The organism is Advenella alkanexedens (assembly GCF_019132845.1).
GTDB classification, from domain to species: domain Bacteria; phylum Pseudomonadota; class Gammaproteobacteria; order Burkholderiales; family Burkholderiaceae_B; genus Advenella; species Advenella alkanexedens.
In genome coordinates this window covers 256,838-276,863 of sequence record NZ_JAHSPR010000003.1, presented here as the reverse complement: position 1 = coordinate 276,863, position 20,026 = coordinate 256,838, and the positions used below count along the sequence as shown (strand labels likewise).

Below are 20,026 nucleotides of genomic sequence, written 5' to 3'. Positions count from 1 at the left end.
GGGGAACTGACGGTTTTTTTATTGAATTATTTTTTGATCAGGCCAAAAGAATCGGCCAGTTCGGTATAAAACTGAACGCGCTCTTTTACATAGCTATCCAGTTCAGCACCGGCTTTGTCAAATGGAAACAAACCTTGCTGCTCTTGCATTTGGGCAAACTCAGGGGTTTTCATCAGTTTGTTAAACGCGTCAACCCACCAGTTGTATTCGCCATCTGATACTTTGGGACCCATGTAAAAACCGCGAATGATGGGCCAATTGATATCAAAACCCTGTTCTGCAGCGGTAGGAATATCCGACATTTTTCCAGGCAAACGTTTATCATTGAAAACAGCCAGAATCCGGATGGGGGCACCGCCATCAAGCATGGTACGGGCTTCTGCGGCATCTCCCATATAAGCCTGGATATGCCCGCCTCGCAGGGCAGTTACCGCTTCACCGCCACCTTCAAAGGCAACGAAACGCATTTTTTTGTAATCAACACCGGCCGCTTTGGCAGTCAGGGCCGCTTTCATCCAATCCTGGCTACCCACAGAACCGCCTGCACCCAGGACAATTTTGCTGGGATCCGCCTTGAAAGCTTCCATCAAGGATTTGAGATCGGTATAAGGGGAGTCATTACGGACAATGGCAACGCCATAATCGCTGCCAACCGCTGCCAGCCATTTCACGTCATTAACGTTGTATTTGCCAAACTTGCCCTGAGCCAGATTGAGCAATGAACCGCCTGAAAAGGCAACAATGGCATTGCCATCGGCAGGGCGTTGGGCCACGATATTGTTATACGCCACGGCTCCAATGCCGCCTGGCATGTAAACGGTTCGCATGGGTGCTTCAAGGATTTTGGTTTGGGCAAAACCATTCTGGGCCAGTCGACAGGTCAGGTCAAAACCGCCACCGGGTTGTGCCGGTGCAATACACTCGGGTTTTTTGGGCTGTTCTTGTGCCTGGACAGTGCCCAGGCAAGCAAGGCCAAGCAGGCTTGCGGTCAGGAAAGATAAGGTCTTTTTATACAGTATCATTACAGTCTCCATTGATAGGTAAGGACCTAACGATACAAAACTGAAGCTTTCGATTAGCTTTCAATTTGATGAAAACCGGCTTTTATCAGGGTAATCCATAGGAATTTTATGGAACACCAGCCGGACAATAAGGCCTGTTTCATTGGTTTTGGAAACAATTTCAAGCCTGGCCCGGTTGATTTCGGCAATTGTGCTCACAATGGCCAGTCCTAATCCCGATCCGTATTTTTCCTTGCCCGATGTGCCCCTGCGAAAGCGTTTGCCTGCCAGGGCAATATCTTCCGGACTCATGCCGGGGCCGTTATCTTCAACCTGTAAAATAATATGCTCTTTTTCCTCCAGGACAGAAACGGTAATCTGGGCGCGGACAGGACAATATTTAATGGCATTGCTAATAAGATTGCTTAAGGCCTCCTTAAGCAGCCATTCAATGCCATTAATCATGACGGGATGTTCGGGCAGTTCCTGTCCATAATCCATTCTTTTCTTGCGTGCCGTCGGTAATAAGTTGCTTACCACTTCGGCAGCCAGCTGGCAAATATCAATTGTTTCACGTGAAACATTGGCCGTCAGTTTATCTGCGGCATCACGAACCTTTGCCAATGCCAGTAATTGATTGGTGAGCTGAATCGTATTACCCAGTCTTTGCTGTATGGCGCTTAACACTTCTTCCATTTCGGTGGTTTTGGCCAGTTTCTTTGCATAATCCACCTGCATGGTCAATACGGAAAGTGGTGTGCGCAATTGGTGGGAGGCGTCATCAAGAAACTGTTGCTGGGTAATATTCCGCTTGATGTAACGCGCCAGGTGAAGATTAATGGCCTGGACCAAAGGTTTGATTTCTTTGGGCAACTCTTTTTCATCAATGGGCAGCAAATTGTCAACGGAGCGATTCTTGATTTCTTTGCTGAGTGCTTTTAAGGGACGAAGCGCAATGATAATGCCGCCGGAAAGCAAAAGAATAAAAATGGCAAGTACTACAAAGTCTTTACGGATCGATTGCCAGATGAGCTGGTTGATGAAGGCTTCCCGGCTGGACATGCTTTCGGCAACCTGGATGATGATACGGCTATCAGGGTCATAAAGCAGGCCTTTTTTAGGGTGAATGGCAATGGCGGCAATCCGCATGGGCTGGTCAAGATAATTCCGGTTGTAAAAAACGGCTTTACCGGTTTCCAGCGGGGTCGTTGGCAAGGGCAGGTCAACATAGCCGATTTCTGTCAGCTTGTCTTCGGTGGCGACTCTGAAATAGGCGGTACTGCGCGTGGTCAGTTCAAAGAACTCAAGCATGTAAAAGGGTTGTTCCATGGCCAGGCCACCATCTTCGGTCTTGATGTTGACTTCAATGGAACGGATGGCACCCGCCAGGGAACGGTCGAATGCCGTGTTGACTTGTCCTCTTAATTCAAGGTTTGAGGCCCAGAGCGAAATCAGCATGGTGATGACCAATGCCGGTATCAATAGCCAGAGCAATGTTGATTTCAGGCTTTTAAATTTCATCATCGGGAATGGGTTCAAGGCAATAGCCAATACCCCGCAAAGTGGTGATTTGTACCGTGGAAGGTTGAAGTTTTTTGCGTAACCGGTGAATGATGACCTCAATGGATTCTATGCCGATTTCCTCATCATTATCATGAGCCAATAAGCGTTCAAGTATGAATTTCTTGTTAACGGGCTCTTCACTTTTCCGGATAAGGATGGCCAGGACTTCACTTTCACGGGGGGTAACCTGCAGCATTTGCTGCTTAACCAGGAATTGGTGTTTTCCCACATCGTAGCTCAGGTCACCACAGCTTAAGCGTGGTTTGTCCCTGCCACGGCTTCTGCGTATAAGGGCATTAAGCCTGGCAACCAGTTCTTCAATCATGAAAGGTTTTGGCAGGAAGTCATCCGCTCCTGATTCCAGGGTCTCCACACGATCGGCAAGGGAATCCCGGGCGGTCAGTATAAGGATGGGCGTACGGTCATCTTCGGCTCGCAGCCGGCTTAGAAGGGTATTGCCATCCATGCCAGGGATGCCCAAGTCAAGGATAATGGCATCAAACTCTTCTACCTGCAATCGCTTGTAGGCGACCAAACCGTCATTGGACCATTCAATGGTGAAGCCGGCCTGGTTGCGCAGGCTACGCATTAACCATTGGGCCAGATCGGGTTCGTCTTCGATTAATAAAATACGCATTGGGCAAATGGTGTGTTAATGAAGAAGGATTACTTCCGCTATATTATGCCCTAAAAGGTTCTTGTGTATCGTACCCCTTATAATTCAGGTATCTGGTTATTCGGCATAAAAAAATGATGACTTCAAATAATGTACCCATTGTTGCCATTGCAACAGCACCCGGCCGGGGCGGTATTGGTGTTGTCAGGGTTTCAGCCCCTGATTTAAGCGTGTTTATACGGCAATTTTTCAATCGGGAATTGCAGGTTCGCCACGCCCATTACCTGCCTTTCCCGGACTCGGGCGGACAGGCGATTGATGAAGGGATTGCCCTGTTTTTCAAGGCCCCGCATTCTTATACCGGTGAAGATGTGCTTGAATTGCAAGGGCATGGCGGGCCGGCCGTGCTTAAACGGATCATGCAGCGTTGCCTTGAGGTTGGTCGGGAAATTGGTATTGACCTGCGTCATGCCGAGCCCGGTGAATTTACCCAACGGGCATTTTTGAATAACCGTCTTGATCTGGCCCAGGCCGAAGCCGTGGCCGATTTGATTGATGCCTCTTCAGAGGCGGCTGCACGCAGCGCGATGGCTTCTTTAAGCGGTTCTTTTTCCAACCTGGTTAATGCCTTGGCCGACCGGGTGGTGCATTTGCGCATGCTGGTGGAGGCCACACTGGATTTTCCGGAAGAGGAAATTGAATTCCTTGAAAAATACCAGGCCAGGGAAGAACTGCAAAGCATTCAGGATGATTTGTACCATTTGATCAGGCAGGCCAAACAAGGCATGATTTTGCGTGAAGGCATGCACGTGGTGCTGGCGGGTCAGCCCAATGTGGGCAAGTCCAGTTTGCTCAATGCACTGGCAGGCGATGAAGTGGCGATTGTGACCCCGATTGCCGGTACCACACGCGACAAGGTCAGCCAGCAGATTCATATTCAGGGCGTACCCATTCATATTGTTGACACGGCGGGCTTGCGGGAAACCGACGATACGGTTGAAAGCATTGGTATAGCACGGACCTGGGCCGAGATTGAAAAGGCCAACGTGATTGTGCATTTGCAGGATGCCCGTTCGCCCAATGATGAGCTGGATATTGAGATTACCCGTCGTTTGCCTGCCCGTACCCCCGTGTTGAAAGTGTTCAACAAGATGGATTTATTGGATGAGGCTGCCCTGAAGCGGATGCAGGAACAGGTTGAACAGACAAGCGAAGAGAACGGGCATGAAGCCCTGGCCATCCTGGTTTCAGCTAAACAGGAAACGGGCCTGGATACCTTGCGTCATAAACTGCTGGAGATTGCCGGCTGGAACCCCAGTGCCGAATCTCCCTGGCTGGCCCGTGAACGGCATTTGCACGCCCTGAACAGTGCCAATGAGCATTTGCAGATGGCCCAGGAGCATGCCAGCCATGATGACCGGGTGCTTGACCTGTTTGCCGAGGAACTCAGGCTGGCGCATGATGAGTTGTGCAAGATTACTGGGCAATTCAGCAGTGATGATTTGCTGGGTGAGATCTTTTCTTCGTTTTGTATCGGGAAGTGAGGCGGCGCTGTGGCTTTAGGGGTAGTTTGCGGAGGTAGCAACTACTAAGGATTTCTTAATAGTTCGTCAAGAAGGTTCGAGCCAGGTGCGCAGACGTATCAAGCACTACAACCTGGATGCCATTATTTCCGTAGGCTATCGGGTCAGTTCAAGGAGAGCAACCCAATTTCGTATTTGGGCGACCAACATATTACGTCAATATCTTGTAGATGGTTACACCCTTAACCAGCGTCGCTTACAGGAACGGGGTATTGAGTTTGAACAGGCCGTGAATCTGCTATCCAGAACCCTGGCAAATCAGCAGCTTTTTTCCAATGAAGGACATGCTGTATTTCGTCTTCAAGAACCATCCCTTGGCCGATGGCAATAAACGTACCGGTTCTTTCCTGTTTCTTTGGTATTTACGGCTGAATCAGCATTTTCTGGCAAAGCCGGTAAAACAGTTGATTAATGACAATACATTAGTGGCACTGGCCTTATTGGTGGCGGAAAGTTTGCCGGAACAGAAAGAACTCATGCTGCGGCTGGTTGAACATTTTGTTTTACTTAGAACGGGAGAAGCAGAGCAGGTTTAAGTATTGCCTAGTTACGATTAAAAAACTTTGCTGGGTGAAATGGCAGGTAGCGAATGGACGACCATATCGAGGATATCCGCGATATGGTCAAAATCGGCTCAGGTGTCCATCGTCTACCTGTCCACGCAGGCATAGACGCTGTTCAAGGAACTGAAGCTGCTGGCCAGCAGCAGCGTATGGGTGCTGCCGGGGCGTGGCACCCTGGCTAAGCCCTTCGCCAACAATGCGCTGAACCAAGCGTTGAAGGTTTTATTGCAAGGGCAGGAGATTCCTGCCTTCACCATTCACGACCTGCGGCGCACTGCATCGACTCTGCTGCACAAGCAGGGATGGCCCTCGGATGTGGTGGAGAAGGCGCTGAACCACACTATTGGCGGGGTGCGCTGTGTCTACAACCGGGCCGAGTACGCCGAGCAGCGGCGGGATATGTTGCAGGCGTGGTCGAATTACATCGACGGGTTGGCACCGTCGGCCAGTCTGGTGGTGTAAGTCCGTCTGAGGCGCTGGTGGCCTTTTCCCTTTTTGGGTAGGACCGTTGACCTGTGATTGCCATTCCCTTGCCTCTACCTTTTCCTTTATAGCAGGCATTTATGATCGACGATGATGATCAGATACTGATATAATAGTCGACTTGTCATTGGATTAGCGATCATGAAGCGCTGCATTGTGGGTATCCGACAGCCAGAAGGTTCGCCCCCGAAGGGAAGCGAAACGCCCAGCATTTGGTTTCCGTCTCTGACATCACTGGCAGCGGCGCTGTCGGACGACAATCGTCGCTTGCTGCGCCTGATTCATGACAAACAACCTAAGTCTCTGACCGAACTGGCCGAACTCAGCGGCCGCAATGTGCCAAACCTGTCGCGCACCCTGCGGATGATGTCGGATTACGGCCTGGTTTCGCTGTAACGCAATGTTCGGGATGTTCAGCCAACCGCGCTGGCGACCGAATTTCTTATCGTGCTGGATTGAGTGTCATGGATACATGGTGGATAAGATCGCTGCGAGAGTCGCGAGGTCAAGGATCTAACGACAAGCAAGCGCAAGGGGAAGCCAGCATGGAAGGGGTTATATCCTATGAATAAGCAGACGCTTAGCGAACGCGACATCTGCACCAAGTTCATCACACCGGCTCTGGAAAAGGCCGGATGGGACGTTCTAACGCAGGTGCGAGAAGAGTTCCTGCTGACCAATGGGCGCATCATCGTGCGCGGCAAACTGCACACACGTGGTCAGCACAAGCGCGCCGACTATGTGCTGTTCCACAAGCCCAACCTGCCCATTGCCGTCATCGAAGCTAAGGACAACAAGCATGCCATCGGCTCGGGCATGCAACAGGCCCTCGGCTATGCCGAAATGCTGCAAGTGCCTTTCGTATTCAGTAGCAATGGAGATGGCTTCCTGTTCCACAACAAGATCACCAAGGACGGTGTGATCGAGCGCGAACTGAGCCTGGATGAGTTCCCCAGTGCCGATACGCTGTGGCAATGGTGGGTAGAGCATCAGGGGCTGAGCACGCAGCAACAGGCCTTGGTAGCCCAGGACTACTACAGCGATGGCAGCAACAAGACGCCCCGTTACTACCAATTGCTCGCCATCAACAAGACCATCGAGGCGATAGCCAAAGAGCAGAAGCGCATTCTGCTGGTGATGGCCACGGGTACAGGCAAGACTTATACCGCCTTTCAGATCATCTGGCGGTTGTGGAAGTCGCGTGCCAAGAAACGCATCCTGTTCCTGGCGGACCGCAACATCCTGGTCGATCAGACCATGACCAACGACTTCAAGCCGTTCGGCGCTGCGATGACCAAGATCCAGAAGCGGCAGGTCAACAAGTCCTATGAAATCTACCTGTCGCTTTACCAGGCCGTCACCGGTAACGAAGAAGAACGGAACATCTACAAGCAGTTCAGCCCGGAATTCTTCGATCTGATCGTGATCGACGAATGCCACCGAGGCAGCGCCGCCGAAGATTCAGCCTGGCGCGAGATCCTGACGTATTTCCATTCCGCCACACAGATCGGCCTGACCGCTACGCCCAAGGAAACCAAGGACGTATCCAACATCGACTACTTCGGCGAGCCCATTTACACCTACTCGCTACGCCAGGGCATCGACGATGGCTTTCTCGCACCCTACAAGGTAGTGCGCATTGACCTGGACAAAGACCTGACCGGCTGGCGTCCCGACAAGGGCATGCTCGACAAGCACGGCAACGAGATCGAAGACCGTATCTATAACCAGCGTGATTTTGATAAGACCCTGGTACTGGAACAGCGCACACAGGTGGTGGCGCGCAAGATCAGCGAATACCTGAAAGCCAGCAACCGCTTTGACAAGACCATCGTCTTCTGCGACAACATCGACCATGCCGAACGCATGCGCCAAGCGCTGGTCAACGAAAACGCCGACCTGGTGGCGCAGAACCACCGCTATGTCGTGCGCATCACCGGCGACAATGAAGAAGGCAAGATGGAGTTGGACAACTTTATCTTCCCGGAAAGCAAATACCCCGTCATTGCAACCACCTCCAAGCTGATGACCACGGGCGTCGATGCCCAAACCTGCAAGCTCATCGTGCTGGATCAGCGCATCCAGTCCATGACTGAATTCAAGCAGATCATCGGTCGCGGAACGCGCATCAACGAGGACTTTGACAAGTACTGGTTCACCATCCTCGATTTCAAGAAAGCGACCGAGCTGTTCGCCGATCCGGCTTTCGACGGCGATCCCGTGCAGATCTATGAGCCAGGCCCCGGCGAGCCACCGCTTCCTCCAGATGAAGAGGATGGGGAGGCGTCGCCTGACGATGAATTCACCTATCCCACGCCGGACGACAACCCCACGTCTCCTGGCGGCGTAGCCGAACCGCTGCCAGGCGAGGAAGGCAGCAACGTGCGCCGTTATGTTGTCGCCAATGTCGAGGTCAAGGTGGTGGCCGAACGGGTGCAGTACTTCGACGCCAATGGCAAATTGATCACCGAGTCCCTGAAGGACTACACTCGCAATACCTTGGCCAAGGAGTTCGCATCGCTCGACGATTTCCTGCACCATTGGAGCAAGGCCGAGAAGAAGCAGGCCATCATCGACGAGCTGGCTCATCAAGGCATCTTCTTCGAGGCTTTGGCCGACGAGGTGGACAAGCAAGCCGGCAAGGATTTTGACCCCTTCGATCTGCTATGCCACGTGGCCTGGGACCAACCCCCACTCACGCGCAAGGAGCGGGCCGAGCAGGTCAAAAAGCGCCATTACTTCGCCAAGTACGGCGAGCAGGCGCAGAAGGTGCTCGAAGCCCTGCTCGACAAGTATGCCGACGAAGGCGTGGCCGCCATTGAGGAAACACAAATCCTCGCCATCGCCCCCTTCAACCGCCTGGGCACACCGATCGAACTGGTGCGAGCCTTTGGCGGCAAGACCCAATACCAACAGGCCGTGGGCGAGCTCGAACGAGAGCTCTACCGTGCCTGACCAGAATTAGACCCAGGAAGTATTCATGTCACTTGCAACACTCATTAAAGCCATCCAGGATATCATGCGCAAGGATGTCGGCGTCGATGGCGACGCCCAGCGCATCAGCCAGATTTGCTGGCTGTTGTTCCTGAAGATCTTCGACGACAAGGAACAGGAGTGGGAACTGACCCAGTCCAGCTACCGTTCGCCGCTGCAAAGCCGTTTTCGCTGGAGCAACTGGGCCAAGGATCCGGAAGGCATGACCGGCGAAGAGCTGATCGACTTCGTCAACAACGACCTCTTTCCTTCCTTGAAACAGCTTGCCACCAAGGCGGGTGTGTCCGCGCAAGGCCGGGTGATCGGCTCGGTGTTCGAGGATGCCTACAACTACATGAAGTCCGGCACGCTGCTGCGCCAGGTGATCAATACCATTGAAGAGGACGTGGATTTCAACTCGTCCAGCGACCGGCACCTGTTCAACGATATCTATGAGAAAATCCTCGCCGACCTGCAGTCGGCTGGCAACGCGGGCGAGTACTACACCCCGCGTGCGGTCACGCAGTTCATGGTTGATATCCTCGACCCGAAACTCGGCGAAAGCATCCTCGACCCGGCCTGCGGCACGGGCGGCTTCCTGACCTGCGCCATCGAGCACCTCAGAAAGCAGGTCAAGACGCCAGATGACAACCGGCTGCTGCAAGAAAACATCCACGGCGTCGAGAAGAAGCCCCTGCCGCACATGCTGGCCATGACCAACATGATGCTGCACGGCATCGACGTGCCTACCCGTATCCGCCACGACAATACGCTTTCCCGCCCCTTCAAGGACTATGGCCCACGCGACCGGGTGGACATCATCATCACCAACCCACCATTCGGTGGCATGGAAGAGGATGGTATTGAGAAGAACTTCCTCGCCAAGCATCAGACCCGCGAGACCGCCGATCTGTTCATGGCGCTGATCATGCACCTGCTCAGGCACGACACGGGCCGCGCTGCGGTGGTGTTGCCGGATGGCTTCCTGTTCGGCGAGGGGGTGAAGACTACGCTCAAGCGCGAACTGCTGGAAGAGTTCAACCTGCACACCGTCGTGCGCTTGCCCAAGGGCGTGTTCGCCCCTTACACCAGCATCGCCACCAACATCCTGTTCTTCGAGAAGGGCGGCCCCACAAAGGACGTATGGTTCTTCGAGCATCCCTACCCGGCAGGTTACAAGAGCTATTCGCGTTCCAAGCCGTTGACCATTGAGGAATTCGATCTTGAAAAAACCTGGTGGGGTGGCCCGCAACGCACGGGGCGCAAGACCACCGAGCATGCCTGGAAGGTCTCTGCCAAGGATCTGGCTGCTCGCAACTACAACCTGGACAGCAAGAACCCGCACGAAGTGGCCGTCGAATTCGGTGACCCGGACGAACTGATGGCCGAATACCAGGCCATCACCCGCCAGTTGCAAGCCGCCCAGCAAGCGCTGAAAACCGAACTGCTGGCCGCGCTCAATGCGACCAGCGGGGAGGCGGAATGAGCGACAAGCCCGTTTCCCTCCTTCCAGCGCCGGAAGGCTACGCCAATTGGTTGGGCGAGCTGAAGAACCGCATCCACAGTGCCCAACAGCGGGCCGCGCTGGCCGTCAACCGCGAGCTGGTACTGCTCTACTGGCAGATCGGCCGTGACATCCTGCAACGGCAGGCCGAGCAGGGCTGGGGAGCCAAGGTCATTGAGCGGCTGGCGCACGATCTCAGGACGGCCTTTCCCGAGATGAAGGGCTTTTCCCGCGCCAACCTGATGTACATGCGCTCCTTCGCCGACGCCTGGCCGGACGCGGCAATTGTCCAACAGATTGTTGGACAATTGCCCTGGGGCCACAACCTGGTGTTGCTGGCCAAGCTGAAGCAACCCGAACAACGCCTGGCCTATGCCCAGCGTGCCGTGGAACACGGTTGGTCTCGCGCCACACTGGAAATCCATATCGAATCCCGCTTGCTGGAGCGGGAAGGCCAGGCGATCACCAACTTCGCCGACCGTCTCCCCGCGCCGGGAACTGACCTGGCCCGGCAAGCCCTCAAGGATCCTTACCTGTTCGACTTCCTGGATGTTGGCAAGGAAGCCAACGAGCGGGAAATCGAGTCAGCGCTGGTCAAGCACATCACCCAGTTCCTGCTGGAACTGGGTGCGGGCTTCGCCTTCGTCGGTCGCCAGGTTCATCTGGAAGTGGGCGGTGACGACTTCTACATCGACCTGTTGTTCTACCACCTCAAGCTGCGCTGCTACGTGGTCATCGAGCTGAAAGCCGAGAAATTCAAACCGGAGCACCTCGGCCAGTTGAGCTTCTACCTCACCGCCGTGGATATGCAGGTCAAGGCCGAACAGGACAACCCCACCATCGGCCTGTTGCTCTGCAAGAGCAAGAACACCGTGGTGGCCGAGTACGCATTGCGCGACAAGACCCAGCCCATCGGTGTGGCGGAATACCAATTGATCGAATCCCTGCCTGAAGAACTGCAAACCAGCCTGCCCAGCATCGAACAGATCGAGCGCGAACTGGGAGGCGAGCATGAATAAGCACACCGCCGAACTGCTGGAAAAGCATTTCGATACCGCCTTTGCCGCACCCGATGGCATCAAGAAACTCCGCGAGCTGATCCTGACGCTGGCCATGCAGGGCAAGCTGGTTCCGCAGGATCCGAATGAGCAGCCTGCAAAGGAATTGCTGCAAGAGATCGAAGCCGAGAAACAGCGGCTGGTGAAGGAGGGCAAGATCAAGAATCCCAAGCCCCTACTGCCGGTGATGGAAGAGGAAAAGCCGTATGTATTACCGCAAGGGTGGGAGTGGGTGCGATTGCGTGATATTTGTCATGACTGGGGTCAAAGAGTTCCTAACAGTCGTTTCACATATATAGATGTTAGCGCTATTGATAACAAGTCAGGCAGAATCGCTGAAGCACAAATAATTGGCGCCTCTGATGCACCTTCCCGAGCAAGGAAGATAGTTCATCCAGGGGATGTTGTTTATTCGACAGTACGTCCCTACTTGTTGAACGTTGCCATTATTGAGCGTGAATATGAGCCTGAGCCCATTGCAAGTACTGCATTTGCAGTTCTGCATTCTTATAATGGAGTGCTCAATAGGTTTGTCTTCCGTTACCTGCGTTCGCCAGTTTTTATCGGCTATGTTGAGCGAACTCAAAAGGGTGTTGCATATCCAGCAATAAATGATGGTGACTTCTTCTCGGGACTATTCCCTCTGCCGCCGTCAGACGAGCAACATCGGATCATCGCCAAAATCGACGAACTGATGGCGCGTTGCGATGAACTTGAAAAACTGCGCACTGCACAGCAGGGAGCGCGCCTGACCGTTCATGCCGCAGCCATCAAGCAACTGCTGAACATCGTCGAACCGGATCAGCACCAACGCGCCCAGGCTTTCCTCGCCGAACACTTCGGCGAGCTCTACACCGTCAAGGAAAACGTCACCGAACTGCGCAAGGCCATCCTGCAACTGGCGGTGATGGGCAAGCTCGTCCCGCAAGACCCGGACGACCAGCCTGCCAGCGAACTGTTGAAAGAGATCGAAGCTGAGAAACAACGGCTGGTAAAGGAAGGCAAGATCAAGAAGCCCAAGCCTTTGCCGCCGATCAAACTGGAAGAAGTGCCGTATGCGCTGCCACAGGGGTGGGATTGGGTAAGGTTAGGCAGTGTTGGTTCATTCGAACGTGGGAAATCCAAGCATCGGCCTAGGAATGACAAACGTCTATTTGACGGTGGAACCTATCCATTTGTCCAAACAGGTGATGTCTCGCGTGCGAAGAAAACAAAATACCAGATACTGACTTGCGGAAATTTTTATAACGATTTCGGACTACAGCAAAGTCGGCTGTGGGAAAAGAAAACGCTATGCATAACGATTGCAGCAAATATTGCCGAGACCGGATTCTTGGGAATGGATGCGTGCATACCTGATAGCGTGGTTGCATTTCTTTCTGTAGATCCTGCCCTGTCTAAGCTCGTGAAGGTATTTATTGATGTTGCCAAAGATGATCTGGAGCGCTTTGCGCCATCGACTGCACAGAAAAATATTAACCTTGAAATTATCAATGAACTGGTATTCCCGCTTCCCCCATCTTCCGAGCAGCACCGCATCGTCGCCAAAGTCGATCAACTGATGGATTTATGCGATTCGCTGGATCAACAGATCGACGCCGTAACTAGCAAGCAAGCCGAATTACTGAATGCTCTGATTAATACACAATCGCAAAGCAACACTGCGGAACAGCTACAGTCAGCATCGCGTTCAACAGCCCAAGTCATTGACCTCGCCACCTACCGCGCGAGCATCGGCTGCTATACGTTCAGCAAACTCGCCACTGCCCAATACTTCGGTCGAACTGCCGCCGCCAAGGTGTTGTACCTGGCGCAAGCACACGTCGGCTTGGAATTGGATCTGAAACCCGAGCGTGAAGCTGCCGGGCCACTGGATACCTGGATTTATGATTTCGAGCGGCAAGGTCAAGACAAGCACTGGTTCGAGGTCAATGAAAAGACCTTGGCCAACGGCAGGAAAAAGACGGAGTACCGCTGCTTGCCGGCGTTGTCGGAGCCTGCGGCCAAAGCCGAAGCCCTGATGACACTCGGCCAGAAGGCTGAATTTGATCGCTTAATCCACACCCTGGCAGACAAGAAGACCGAAGAGGTCGAGATCATCGCCACACTTTTTGCGGTATGGAATGATTTCCTGATCGATGGTGTTCAACCGACGGATGCGCAGATCATCTCCGATGTTCGCGAAAACTGGCACGAACGCAAAGCACGCTTCACCCCGGCAGAGCTTGGTCGATGGCTTGATTGGCTACGCAGAGAGAACATGATTCCTCAAGGACTGCCACCGAGAACCGTGCAGCAATCAAGATTAAACCTTGATGGATGATTTCTTTTAAACGGTTGCGAAAATTAGGCAAAGAGTCGAGTAGATAAGGCACCTACAAATACTCAATAAATTGGTAAGGGAGGGACGCGATGATTCTGACGGACAACGAAACCAAAGTCGATCTGCTCAATAACGAGGCTATTGCCTCGACGATCATTGAGTTGCTTCGCGCCAGACCTGACCACCCAGTCACGATTGGCGTTCATGGTGATTGGGGCGCAGGCAAATCCAGTGTGCTCGAAATGATCGAGTCCGGGCTGGACGGCAAGGATGATGTGCTATGCCTCAAATTCAACGGTTGGCGATTCCAGGGCTTCGAGGATGCCAAGATCGCCCTGATCGAAGGAATCGTGACCGCGCTGATCGAGAAGCGCCCTGCGCTGACGAAGGCCGCAGGTGCGGTAAAGAACGTGTTTCGCCGCATCGATTGGTTGAAGGTCGCCAAACGAGCCGGTGGTTTGGCTGTCACCGCTTTCACTGGGATTCCAACACCTGACCAGGTGCGGTCCATTGTCGGTTCTCTTGAAGCCGTATTGGCTGACCCTGCCAAGCTCGCCACGAAAGAGAATCTCTCGGCAGCAGTGGAGGAATTGAAAGGGATATTGAAGCCGAGCGAAGCAACGAATGTCCCCGAGGAGGTAGAGGCATTTCGCAAGGCCTTCGACAAACTGCTCGAAGAGGCTGGCGTCAAGCAGCTTATCGTATTGATCGACGACCTTGATCGCTGCTTGCCGGATACTGCCATCGAGACACTTGAGGCGATTCGGTTGTTCGTCTTCACCGCGCGTACTGCTTTTGTGGTGGCGGCTGACGAGGCCATGATCGAGTATGCGGTGCGCAAGCATTTCCCCGATCTGCCAGATAGTACCGGCCCGAGAGACTATGCACGCAACTACTTGGAAAAGCTTATCCAGGTGCCGTTCCGCATTCCGGCGCTAGGTGAAGCCGAAACGCGAATTTACGTGACCTTGCTGCTGGCAGGGGTCGAATTCGACGAGACGGATGCAGGATATGCAAGGCTCATCCAAGCCGCACGCGAGAAACTCAAACGCCCTTGGATGAGTGGTGGCTTGGACGCGGCGACCTTCAAAGCCGCACTGGGTCAACAGGCTGAAAAAGCCAATAACGCACTCGTATTGAGCGACCAGATTGGTCCTATTCTTGCCAGTGGAACGAAAGGAAACCCAAGGCAGATCAAACGCTTCCTCAATACCCTGTTGCTACGCGAGCGCACAGCAACAGCTCGAGGCTTCGGTGAGGACATCCAACTGCCGACGCTCGCAAAGCTCATGCTCGCAGAACGCTTCCTCCCGAAGCTGTTCGAGCAGATTGCCTATGTGGCCGCAGTTCATCCGCAAGGGCAGTGCGAAGATCTTCGGCTCCTGGAAGAGAACCTGAATACCGCTTTGCCCAGCGATTCGCCTGATGATGAGGAAGGCAAGAAACAGGCGAAAGAATCATCGCCGGCATCAGAAACCGCCATGCTCACAGAATGGAAGGCATCGGATGTGGTGTGCGACTGGGCTCGGCTGACACCTGCGCTCGCGGGTGTCGATTTGAGACCCTACCTATTCGTCACCAAGGATAAGAAGGACTACTTCGGGCCGGTCTCTGTCTTGGGACATTTGGCGGGTGTGGTGGATAAGCTGTTCGGCGGCAAGATGACCGTACAAGGCTATGAGACAGAGTTGAAGCAATTGGCTCAGCCTGAAGCTGACAAGGTATTTGAGGCCGTGCGTAGTCGAATCATGAGCACTGGCGCTTTTGATACCAAGCCGGACGGTATCGACGGGCTTATCGTGCTCGTGAAGGCTCAACCGAGCCTGCAAGGGCCTTTGCTGGATTTTCTGGAAGCACTGCCTCGGGAAAAATGCGGAGCCTGGGTAGTCGGGGGCTGGCAAGGAGTCGTCAAGGATACAGAGTGCAGTGCTCGTTTGCTCAAGCTATTGGGTGAATGGAGCAAGGTGACGAAGAATCCTTTCTTGAAGGCCGCAGCAGAGAACGCACTGAAACCACCGAAGGGAGTCCGATAATGGGGACCTCAACAGCATATGGTGGCCCGGGTGGAGACACGCCATTGGTTCCCTCGTGGTTGGGGGACCCACCAGCATCACCGCCAGCGAATCCCGATGGAGCCCCAGACGGAACGCCACCACCAGATGCAGCCAACCCACCCTCGCCCCCGGAAAAGCCCCCAATACCAAAGGTCGCGGATCCGCAGCGCTTTTCAGGCGCACGCAATAACCTTACGAGATTCGCAGGATCTGGCGGTAGTGATCGAACCAATCTTGGCCGAGCCATCTCGCGGTATGTCTCCACATCCTCTGGCGGCGCTCGCCAAGCAGCACAACGGATGGGCGCATCACGCAGTGCCGGCGCAAGACTGCTTGGATTCCTTACCGATGCGAATGCGCGAGGGATGCGTGAAGCGCTGCGTGAGTTCAATCTCGACTCCATGGCGGGACGACCCGTCTCGGAAGTGTTCATTGCGCTGGCTGATCACATCTGTCCGGGAGCGGGTACCGTCGATGAAGGCATTGCGCGCGAAGCGTATATCGAAACAATCATCGATCTGGCGAACGAAGGATTGGCCAATCTGACGGCCTTCACGCCGGAGCAGATGGATACGGTTTTTGAGTTGTACGCCACCCATGCGATCGAGGCGCGTATTTGCAATGACATTGGCACGAAGGTGGTCACGATGCCATCGGATGCACAGGCTGCACATCGAGTTGAAAAGCAATTGAGGGACTTCATACGTGGAGGCGTGAGCGATGCTTTGGCGCGGGCGCGGGAGAACTCGCCAAATCTTTCTCATGATCGTATTCAGTCATTCGTAGACAGCGTTTACGAGTCCGCATTTGCCATTCTCCAGTCTCTGGGAGAAGTGGAGGCCGACCAATGAAGCGACAACTGTTGGCTGGCCGCTTCGGCCCAGATGACCAATTGGATATTCCAGCAGGCAGGGATGAACAGCGCACCTATCTGCAGCTCGTGGCTGGAGAGAAATCGCTGGATCATGGTATTGCTGGCGCGTTGATCAGTCTGAAAAATCTTGGCATTACGCCATCCGAAATCGGTGTGGATTTGCTGGTGTTGGCAGCCCATGTACATGCCGCAGATACCCGTATTTCTCGTGCCGAACAGTCTCAAGACTCTTGGACACGAGAGATCCGCCTGGTCGTGCCTGTCAGCGATGCGCCTCGATGGATGGCCGCGGCCCCCATACTGGAAAGCCTGCTGAATTTCTTAACGGGAGATCGTTGGGAACTAGGCTTCAGGGCTCGCCCTTCTCGGTTTGAATCAGTCGTCGAGCCAGCAGCTCCCAGCCTGATTGCCCATCCCTTCGACACCCTCAGCCTATTCTCAGGTGGTTTGGATAGTCTTATTGGCGCAATAGATCTCCTGCATAGCGGGAAGACTCCTTTGCTGATCAGCCATTCAGGAGATGGTGCAGCCAGTGATGCCCAGAACAAACTGTTCTCTGGCTTGAAAGCACACTATAAGCAGTCGTCGTTTGAACGGCTGCGTGTGGGGATGACCTTTAAGCAGGATTTGATAAAAGGCGTCGGCCCAGAAGACAGCACGCGGGGAAGATCCTTTCTCTTCTTCGCAATCGGGGTCTTTGCCGGAACCGGGTTGGGACGAAGCTTTACCCTACGCGTACCAGAAAATGGATTGATTGCCTTAAATGTACCGTTGGATCCGTTGCGCCTCGGATCCAACAGCACACGGACAACTCATCCCTACTACATGGCACGTTGGAATGACTTGCTGAGCGCGCTTGGCATAGACGGAAAAGTGTGGAATCCGTTCTGGGACAAGACGAAAGGAGAGATGGCGTCCGGCTGTCTTAATCCCGGCTTGCTGAAGCAATTGGCCGGGGACTCGTTATCTTGTTCATCACCCACCAAAGGTCGCTGGCAAGGCTTGGGTATTGAGCATTGCGGCTACTGCCTACCCTGTCTCATCCGGCGTGCAGCGTTGGAAGCCGCATGGGGAGCAGGGAACGACGACACTCGGTATACGGTTTCCGATCTGCACGCACAGATTCTGGATACTCGCAAAGCGGAAGGCGTTCAGATCAGGTCGTTCCAATATGCAATTGAGCGACTCAAGAAGCAGCCCCAGCTTGCAGCCCTGTTGATCCATAAACCTGGTTCTCTCGCCGATGAGACTGCACATCTCGATCAGCTCGCCGATGTCTATAAACGTGGGCTTGCGGAGGTCGGAAAGTTAGTCGCAGGCGTGCAAACCAAACCGAGTTGATGTGGAGAGATGTGAGCGTGACGGCAGGATTGGTGGACTTCCATTGCCATCTGGATCTTTATCCAGACCACGAAACGGCTGTCCGTGAGGCCGACGAGGCAGGCGTTTTCACACTTGCGGTAACTACAACCCCAAGGGCATGGCCTCGCAATCATGAGTTGGCACAACGCACGAAACATGTGCGCGCGGCACTAGGGCTGCATCCGCAACTGGTGGCAGAGCGTGAGGCAGAAATCGCGCTGTGGGATGACTACCTATCCGAAACCCGCTATGTGGGCGAGGTTGGCCTGGATGCAGGGCCGCGTTATTACAAGTCAATGGAGGCCCAACAGCGCGTTTTTCAGCATGTCCTCCGACGCTGTGCGGGAGCAGGCGACAAGATCATTACGGTTCACAGCGTGAGAGCTGTAAGAGCCGTTCTGGAGCATGTCGAAGCGTTCCTGCCTCGTAGCAGGGGTAAAGTAGTCATGCACTGGTTCACAGGTACAAAAAGCGAAGCTAGGCGAGCCATGGAGTTAGGATGCTACTTTTCCATCAACGCAGCTATGCTGGCCAGTGAGCGGCATCTGACCATGGTTCAGGCGATTCCGTTGGATAGGCTACTGACAGAGACAGACGGGCCATTCACTCGAACAGGGGACAGGCCATCCAAGCCGTCCGATGTAGCGTGGGTCGTGGAGGAACTTGGCCGGCTGCATCGGCTACCTGCAGCACATGTTGCTAAGATCGTTCGCGACAACCTGCGGAACCTTGTCAGCTGAAACGCTGTTCTCAAAATCCCAGGTAAATCGACGTTACCGCCATGCATGTCCAGTAAGAGAGACGCATCGGCGTTGGGTCCAAGAATAGGTCCAAATAAGCCTAGCACACCCAAAAATAATTTTTATAATCAATAAGATACAACTCAATCAATCCTTTTGCATCGGGAAGTGAGACTGCGAATCGTTAGTAAACCATTTTGCGAATAAGCACAAAGAACAGATGGACATTTACAGTCGTACCGGACATGGTGAAAAGTGTCTGGAACAAGTAAACGCAGGATTGGATAATGGATAAACAACAGGTACAGATTTTTATTAAGCGCTGATGGACAGGCACAGTTACATGTTGCTTTGCAGCAGGACACGGTGTGGTTAAGTCAGGCACAGATGGCGGAGTTGTTTGAGACTTCATCTGACAATATAAGTTTACATTTGAAAAATATTTATAAAGAGCAAGAATTGAATGAGTCTTCAACTGCTGAGGATTTCTCGGTAGTTCGTCAGGAAGGTGCTCGTCAGGTTCGAAGAAAACTCAAACACTATAATCTCGATGCCATTATTTCAGTAGGTTATCGTGTCAGTTCGGCACGGCCATCTTTGCCAGCCAGGAACTGACTGCGGAAACAGTTATCCGGAAATTCCGGATAACTGCCAGTGATGGCAAGAACTACCAGACCCAGTTCTACAACCTCGATGCCATCATTTCCGTCGGCTACCGGGTCAACTCCCTACGCGCAACGCAGTTCCGCCAGTGGGCAACTGGCGTCCTGCGTGAATTCGCCATCAAGGGCTACGTGCTGGATCGTCAGCGCATGGAAAACGGCAACTTCCTGGGCGAGCGCGCCCGAAGGCAAGATCCTGAAAACCGACGTGGCCGTGGCCAAGAACTACTTGACCAAGGACGAGTTGGATTCATTGGGTCGTATCGTCAACGCCTATCTGGAGTTGGCCGAGGATCGTGCTCGCCGCAAGATTCCCATGAGCATGGAAGACTGGTCCAAGCGGCTGGACGCCTTCCTCGAATTTGATGAACGGGAAGTGCTACAGAACAGCGGCAAGATTTCTGCAAAACTTGCTCAGACGCATGCGGAAAGTGAATTTGAGAAGTACAGAATTGTGCAGGATCGCCTGTTTGAAAGCGATTTCGACAAAGCAGTGAAAAAACTGGCGGCCAGTGAGCCAAACACCAGAGATGACGGATAAGCCTCAGGTTCCCAGATAGATCGACGTCACTTTCAGCCTTTCATGCCCGAGTTCATGACTGATCTGCTGTCCGGCGTGTTGGTCACTCAATCGCTGGCTGGTATTGAGCTGAACTTTATCAGGGCC

The 20,026-nt window shown here is 53.6% G+C and carries 18 protein-coding genes and 1 pseudogene; 16 read left to right on the top strand and 3 right to left on the bottom strand.

Annotation, left to right across the window (positions count from 1 at the left end):
- Positions 1-26: 26 nt before the first annotated feature.
- From KU392_RS05730 to KU392_RS05720, 3 genes are read right to left on the bottom strand one after another with little or no spacing between them, the layout of a single operon-like run.
- Positions 27-1,022 (bottom strand): Bug family tripartite tricarboxylate transporter substrate binding protein, encoded by a 996-nt coding sequence (locus KU392_RS05730; RefSeq protein ID WP_217734828.1) that lies wholly within the window; start codon positions 1,020-1,022, stop codon positions 27-29.
- Positions 1,023-1,082: 60 nt separating this feature from the next.
- Complete coding sequence (locus tag KU392_RS05725) at positions 1,083-2,525, bottom strand: sensor histidine kinase (RefSeq protein ID WP_246587335.1); 1,443 nt, start codon at positions 2,523-2,525, stop codon at positions 1,083-1,085.
- Positions 2,512-3,201, bottom strand: coding sequence for a response regulator (locus tag KU392_RS05720; RefSeq protein ID WP_169292886.1), 690 nt, complete (start codon positions 3,199-3,201; stop codon positions 2,512-2,514). The genes KU392_RS05725 and KU392_RS05720 overlap by 14 nt, the downstream gene beginning before the upstream one ends.
- A gap of 113 nt (positions 3,202-3,314) precedes the next feature.
- On the opposite strand from KU392_RS05720, the gene mnmE reads away from it, so the two are divergent.
- The 16 genes and pseudogenes from mnmE to rhuM (KU392_RS05645) all read left to right on the top strand — a co-directional run bounded on the left by mnmE (position 3,315) and on the right by rhuM (KU392_RS05645) (position 19,900).
- On the top strand, positions 3,315-4,724 hold the full coding sequence (gene mnmE, locus KU392_RS05715) for a tRNA uridine-5-carboxymethylaminomethyl(34) synthesis GTPase MnmE (RefSeq protein WP_217734827.1): 1,410 nt from the start codon (positions 3,315-3,317) through the stop codon (positions 4,722-4,724).
- An 85-nt stretch (positions 4,725-4,809) separates the two neighbouring features.
- Entirely contained in the window at positions 4,810-5,094 is a 285-nt protein-coding gene (rhuM, locus tag KU392_RS05710) for a RhuM family protein (RefSeq protein WP_343212407.1), read from the top strand.
- Positions 5,039-5,299 (top strand): Fic family protein, encoded by a 261-nt coding sequence (locus KU392_RS05705; protein ID WP_217734826.1) that lies wholly within the window; start codon positions 5,039-5,041, stop codon positions 5,297-5,299. The genes rhuM (KU392_RS05710) and KU392_RS05705 overlap by 56 nt, the downstream gene beginning before the upstream one ends.
- A 138-nt stretch (positions 5,300-5,437) precedes the next feature.
- Complete coding sequence (locus KU392_RS05700; RefSeq protein WP_343212413.1) at positions 5,438-5,788, top strand: tyrosine-type recombinase/integrase; 351 nt, start codon at positions 5,438-5,440, stop codon at positions 5,786-5,788.
- A gap of 162 nt (positions 5,789-5,950) precedes the next feature.
- Complete coding sequence (locus KU392_RS05695) at positions 5,951-6,205, top strand: HVO_A0114 family putative DNA-binding protein (RefSeq protein ID WP_246587334.1); 255 nt, start codon at positions 5,951-5,953, stop codon at positions 6,203-6,205.
- Positions 6,206-6,373: 168 nt separating this feature from the next.
- Positions 6,374-8,764 (top strand): EcoAI/FtnUII family type I restriction enzme subunit R, encoded by a 2,391-nt coding sequence (gene hsdR / locus KU392_RS05690; RefSeq protein ID WP_217734825.1) that lies wholly within the window; start codon positions 6,374-6,376, stop codon positions 8,762-8,764.
- A 25-nt stretch (positions 8,765-8,789) separates the two neighbouring features.
- Complete coding sequence (locus KU392_RS05685) at positions 8,790-10,268, top strand: type I restriction-modification system subunit M (RefSeq protein ID WP_217734824.1); 1,479 nt, start codon at positions 8,790-8,792, stop codon at positions 10,266-10,268.
- A complete protein-coding gene (locus tag KU392_RS05680; RefSeq protein WP_217734823.1) occupies positions 10,265-11,305 on the top strand; it encodes a PDDEXK nuclease domain-containing protein in 1,041 nt (346 codons plus the stop codon). The genes KU392_RS05685 and KU392_RS05680 overlap by 4 nt, the downstream gene beginning before the upstream one ends.
- Entirely contained in the window at positions 11,298-13,667 is a 2,370-nt protein-coding gene (locus KU392_RS05675) for a restriction endonuclease subunit S (RefSeq protein ID WP_217734822.1), read from the top strand. Before KU392_RS05680 ends, KU392_RS05675 begins: the two co-directional genes overlap by 8 nt.
- 89 nt (positions 13,668-13,756) lie before the next feature.
- Positions 13,757-15,700: a Qat anti-phage system ATPase QatA gene (gene qatA / locus KU392_RS05670; protein ID WP_217734821.1), complete on the top strand. Its 1,944-nt coding sequence runs from the start codon at positions 13,757-13,759 to the stop codon at positions 15,698-15,700.
- A complete protein-coding gene (gene qatB, locus KU392_RS14425; RefSeq protein ID WP_343212406.1) occupies positions 15,622-16,572 on the top strand; it encodes a Qat anti-phage system associated protein QatB in 951 nt (316 codons plus the stop codon). Before qatA ends, qatB begins: the two co-directional genes overlap by 79 nt.
- Complete coding sequence (gene qatC / locus KU392_RS05660) at positions 16,569-17,936, top strand: Qat anti-phage system QueC-like protein QatC (protein WP_217734819.1); 1,368 nt, start codon at positions 16,569-16,571, stop codon at positions 17,934-17,936. Before qatB ends, qatC begins: the two co-directional genes overlap by 4 nt.
- A gap of 17 nt (positions 17,937-17,953) precedes the next feature.
- The gene (gene qatD, locus KU392_RS05655; protein ID WP_343212405.1) at positions 17,954-18,697 is read left to right on the top strand and encodes a Qat anti-phage system TatD family nuclease QatD; all 744 of its coding nucleotides are present in this window, start codon (positions 17,954-17,956) and stop codon (positions 18,695-18,697) included.
- A gap of 459 nt (positions 18,698-19,156) precedes the next feature.
- Positions 19,157-19,312 carry a RhuM family protein gene (gene rhuM / locus KU392_RS14295; protein ID WP_229793889.1) on the top strand — a complete coding sequence of 52 codons (156 nt, stop codon included), beginning with the start codon at positions 19,157-19,159 and terminating at the stop codon, positions 19,310-19,312.
- Positions 19,291-19,488, top strand: a pseudogene (rhuM, locus tag KU392_RS14290) (RhuM family protein); the annotation flags it as partial. The gene rhuM (KU392_RS14295) and the pseudogene rhuM (KU392_RS14290), both read left to right, overlap by 22 nt.
- Entirely contained in the window at positions 19,391-19,900 is a 510-nt protein-coding gene (gene rhuM, locus KU392_RS05645; RefSeq protein ID WP_246587348.1) for a RhuM family protein, read from the top strand. The pseudogene rhuM (KU392_RS14290) and the gene rhuM (KU392_RS05645), both read left to right, overlap by 98 nt.
- The last annotated feature ends 126 nt before the right edge of the window (positions 19,901-20,026 follow it).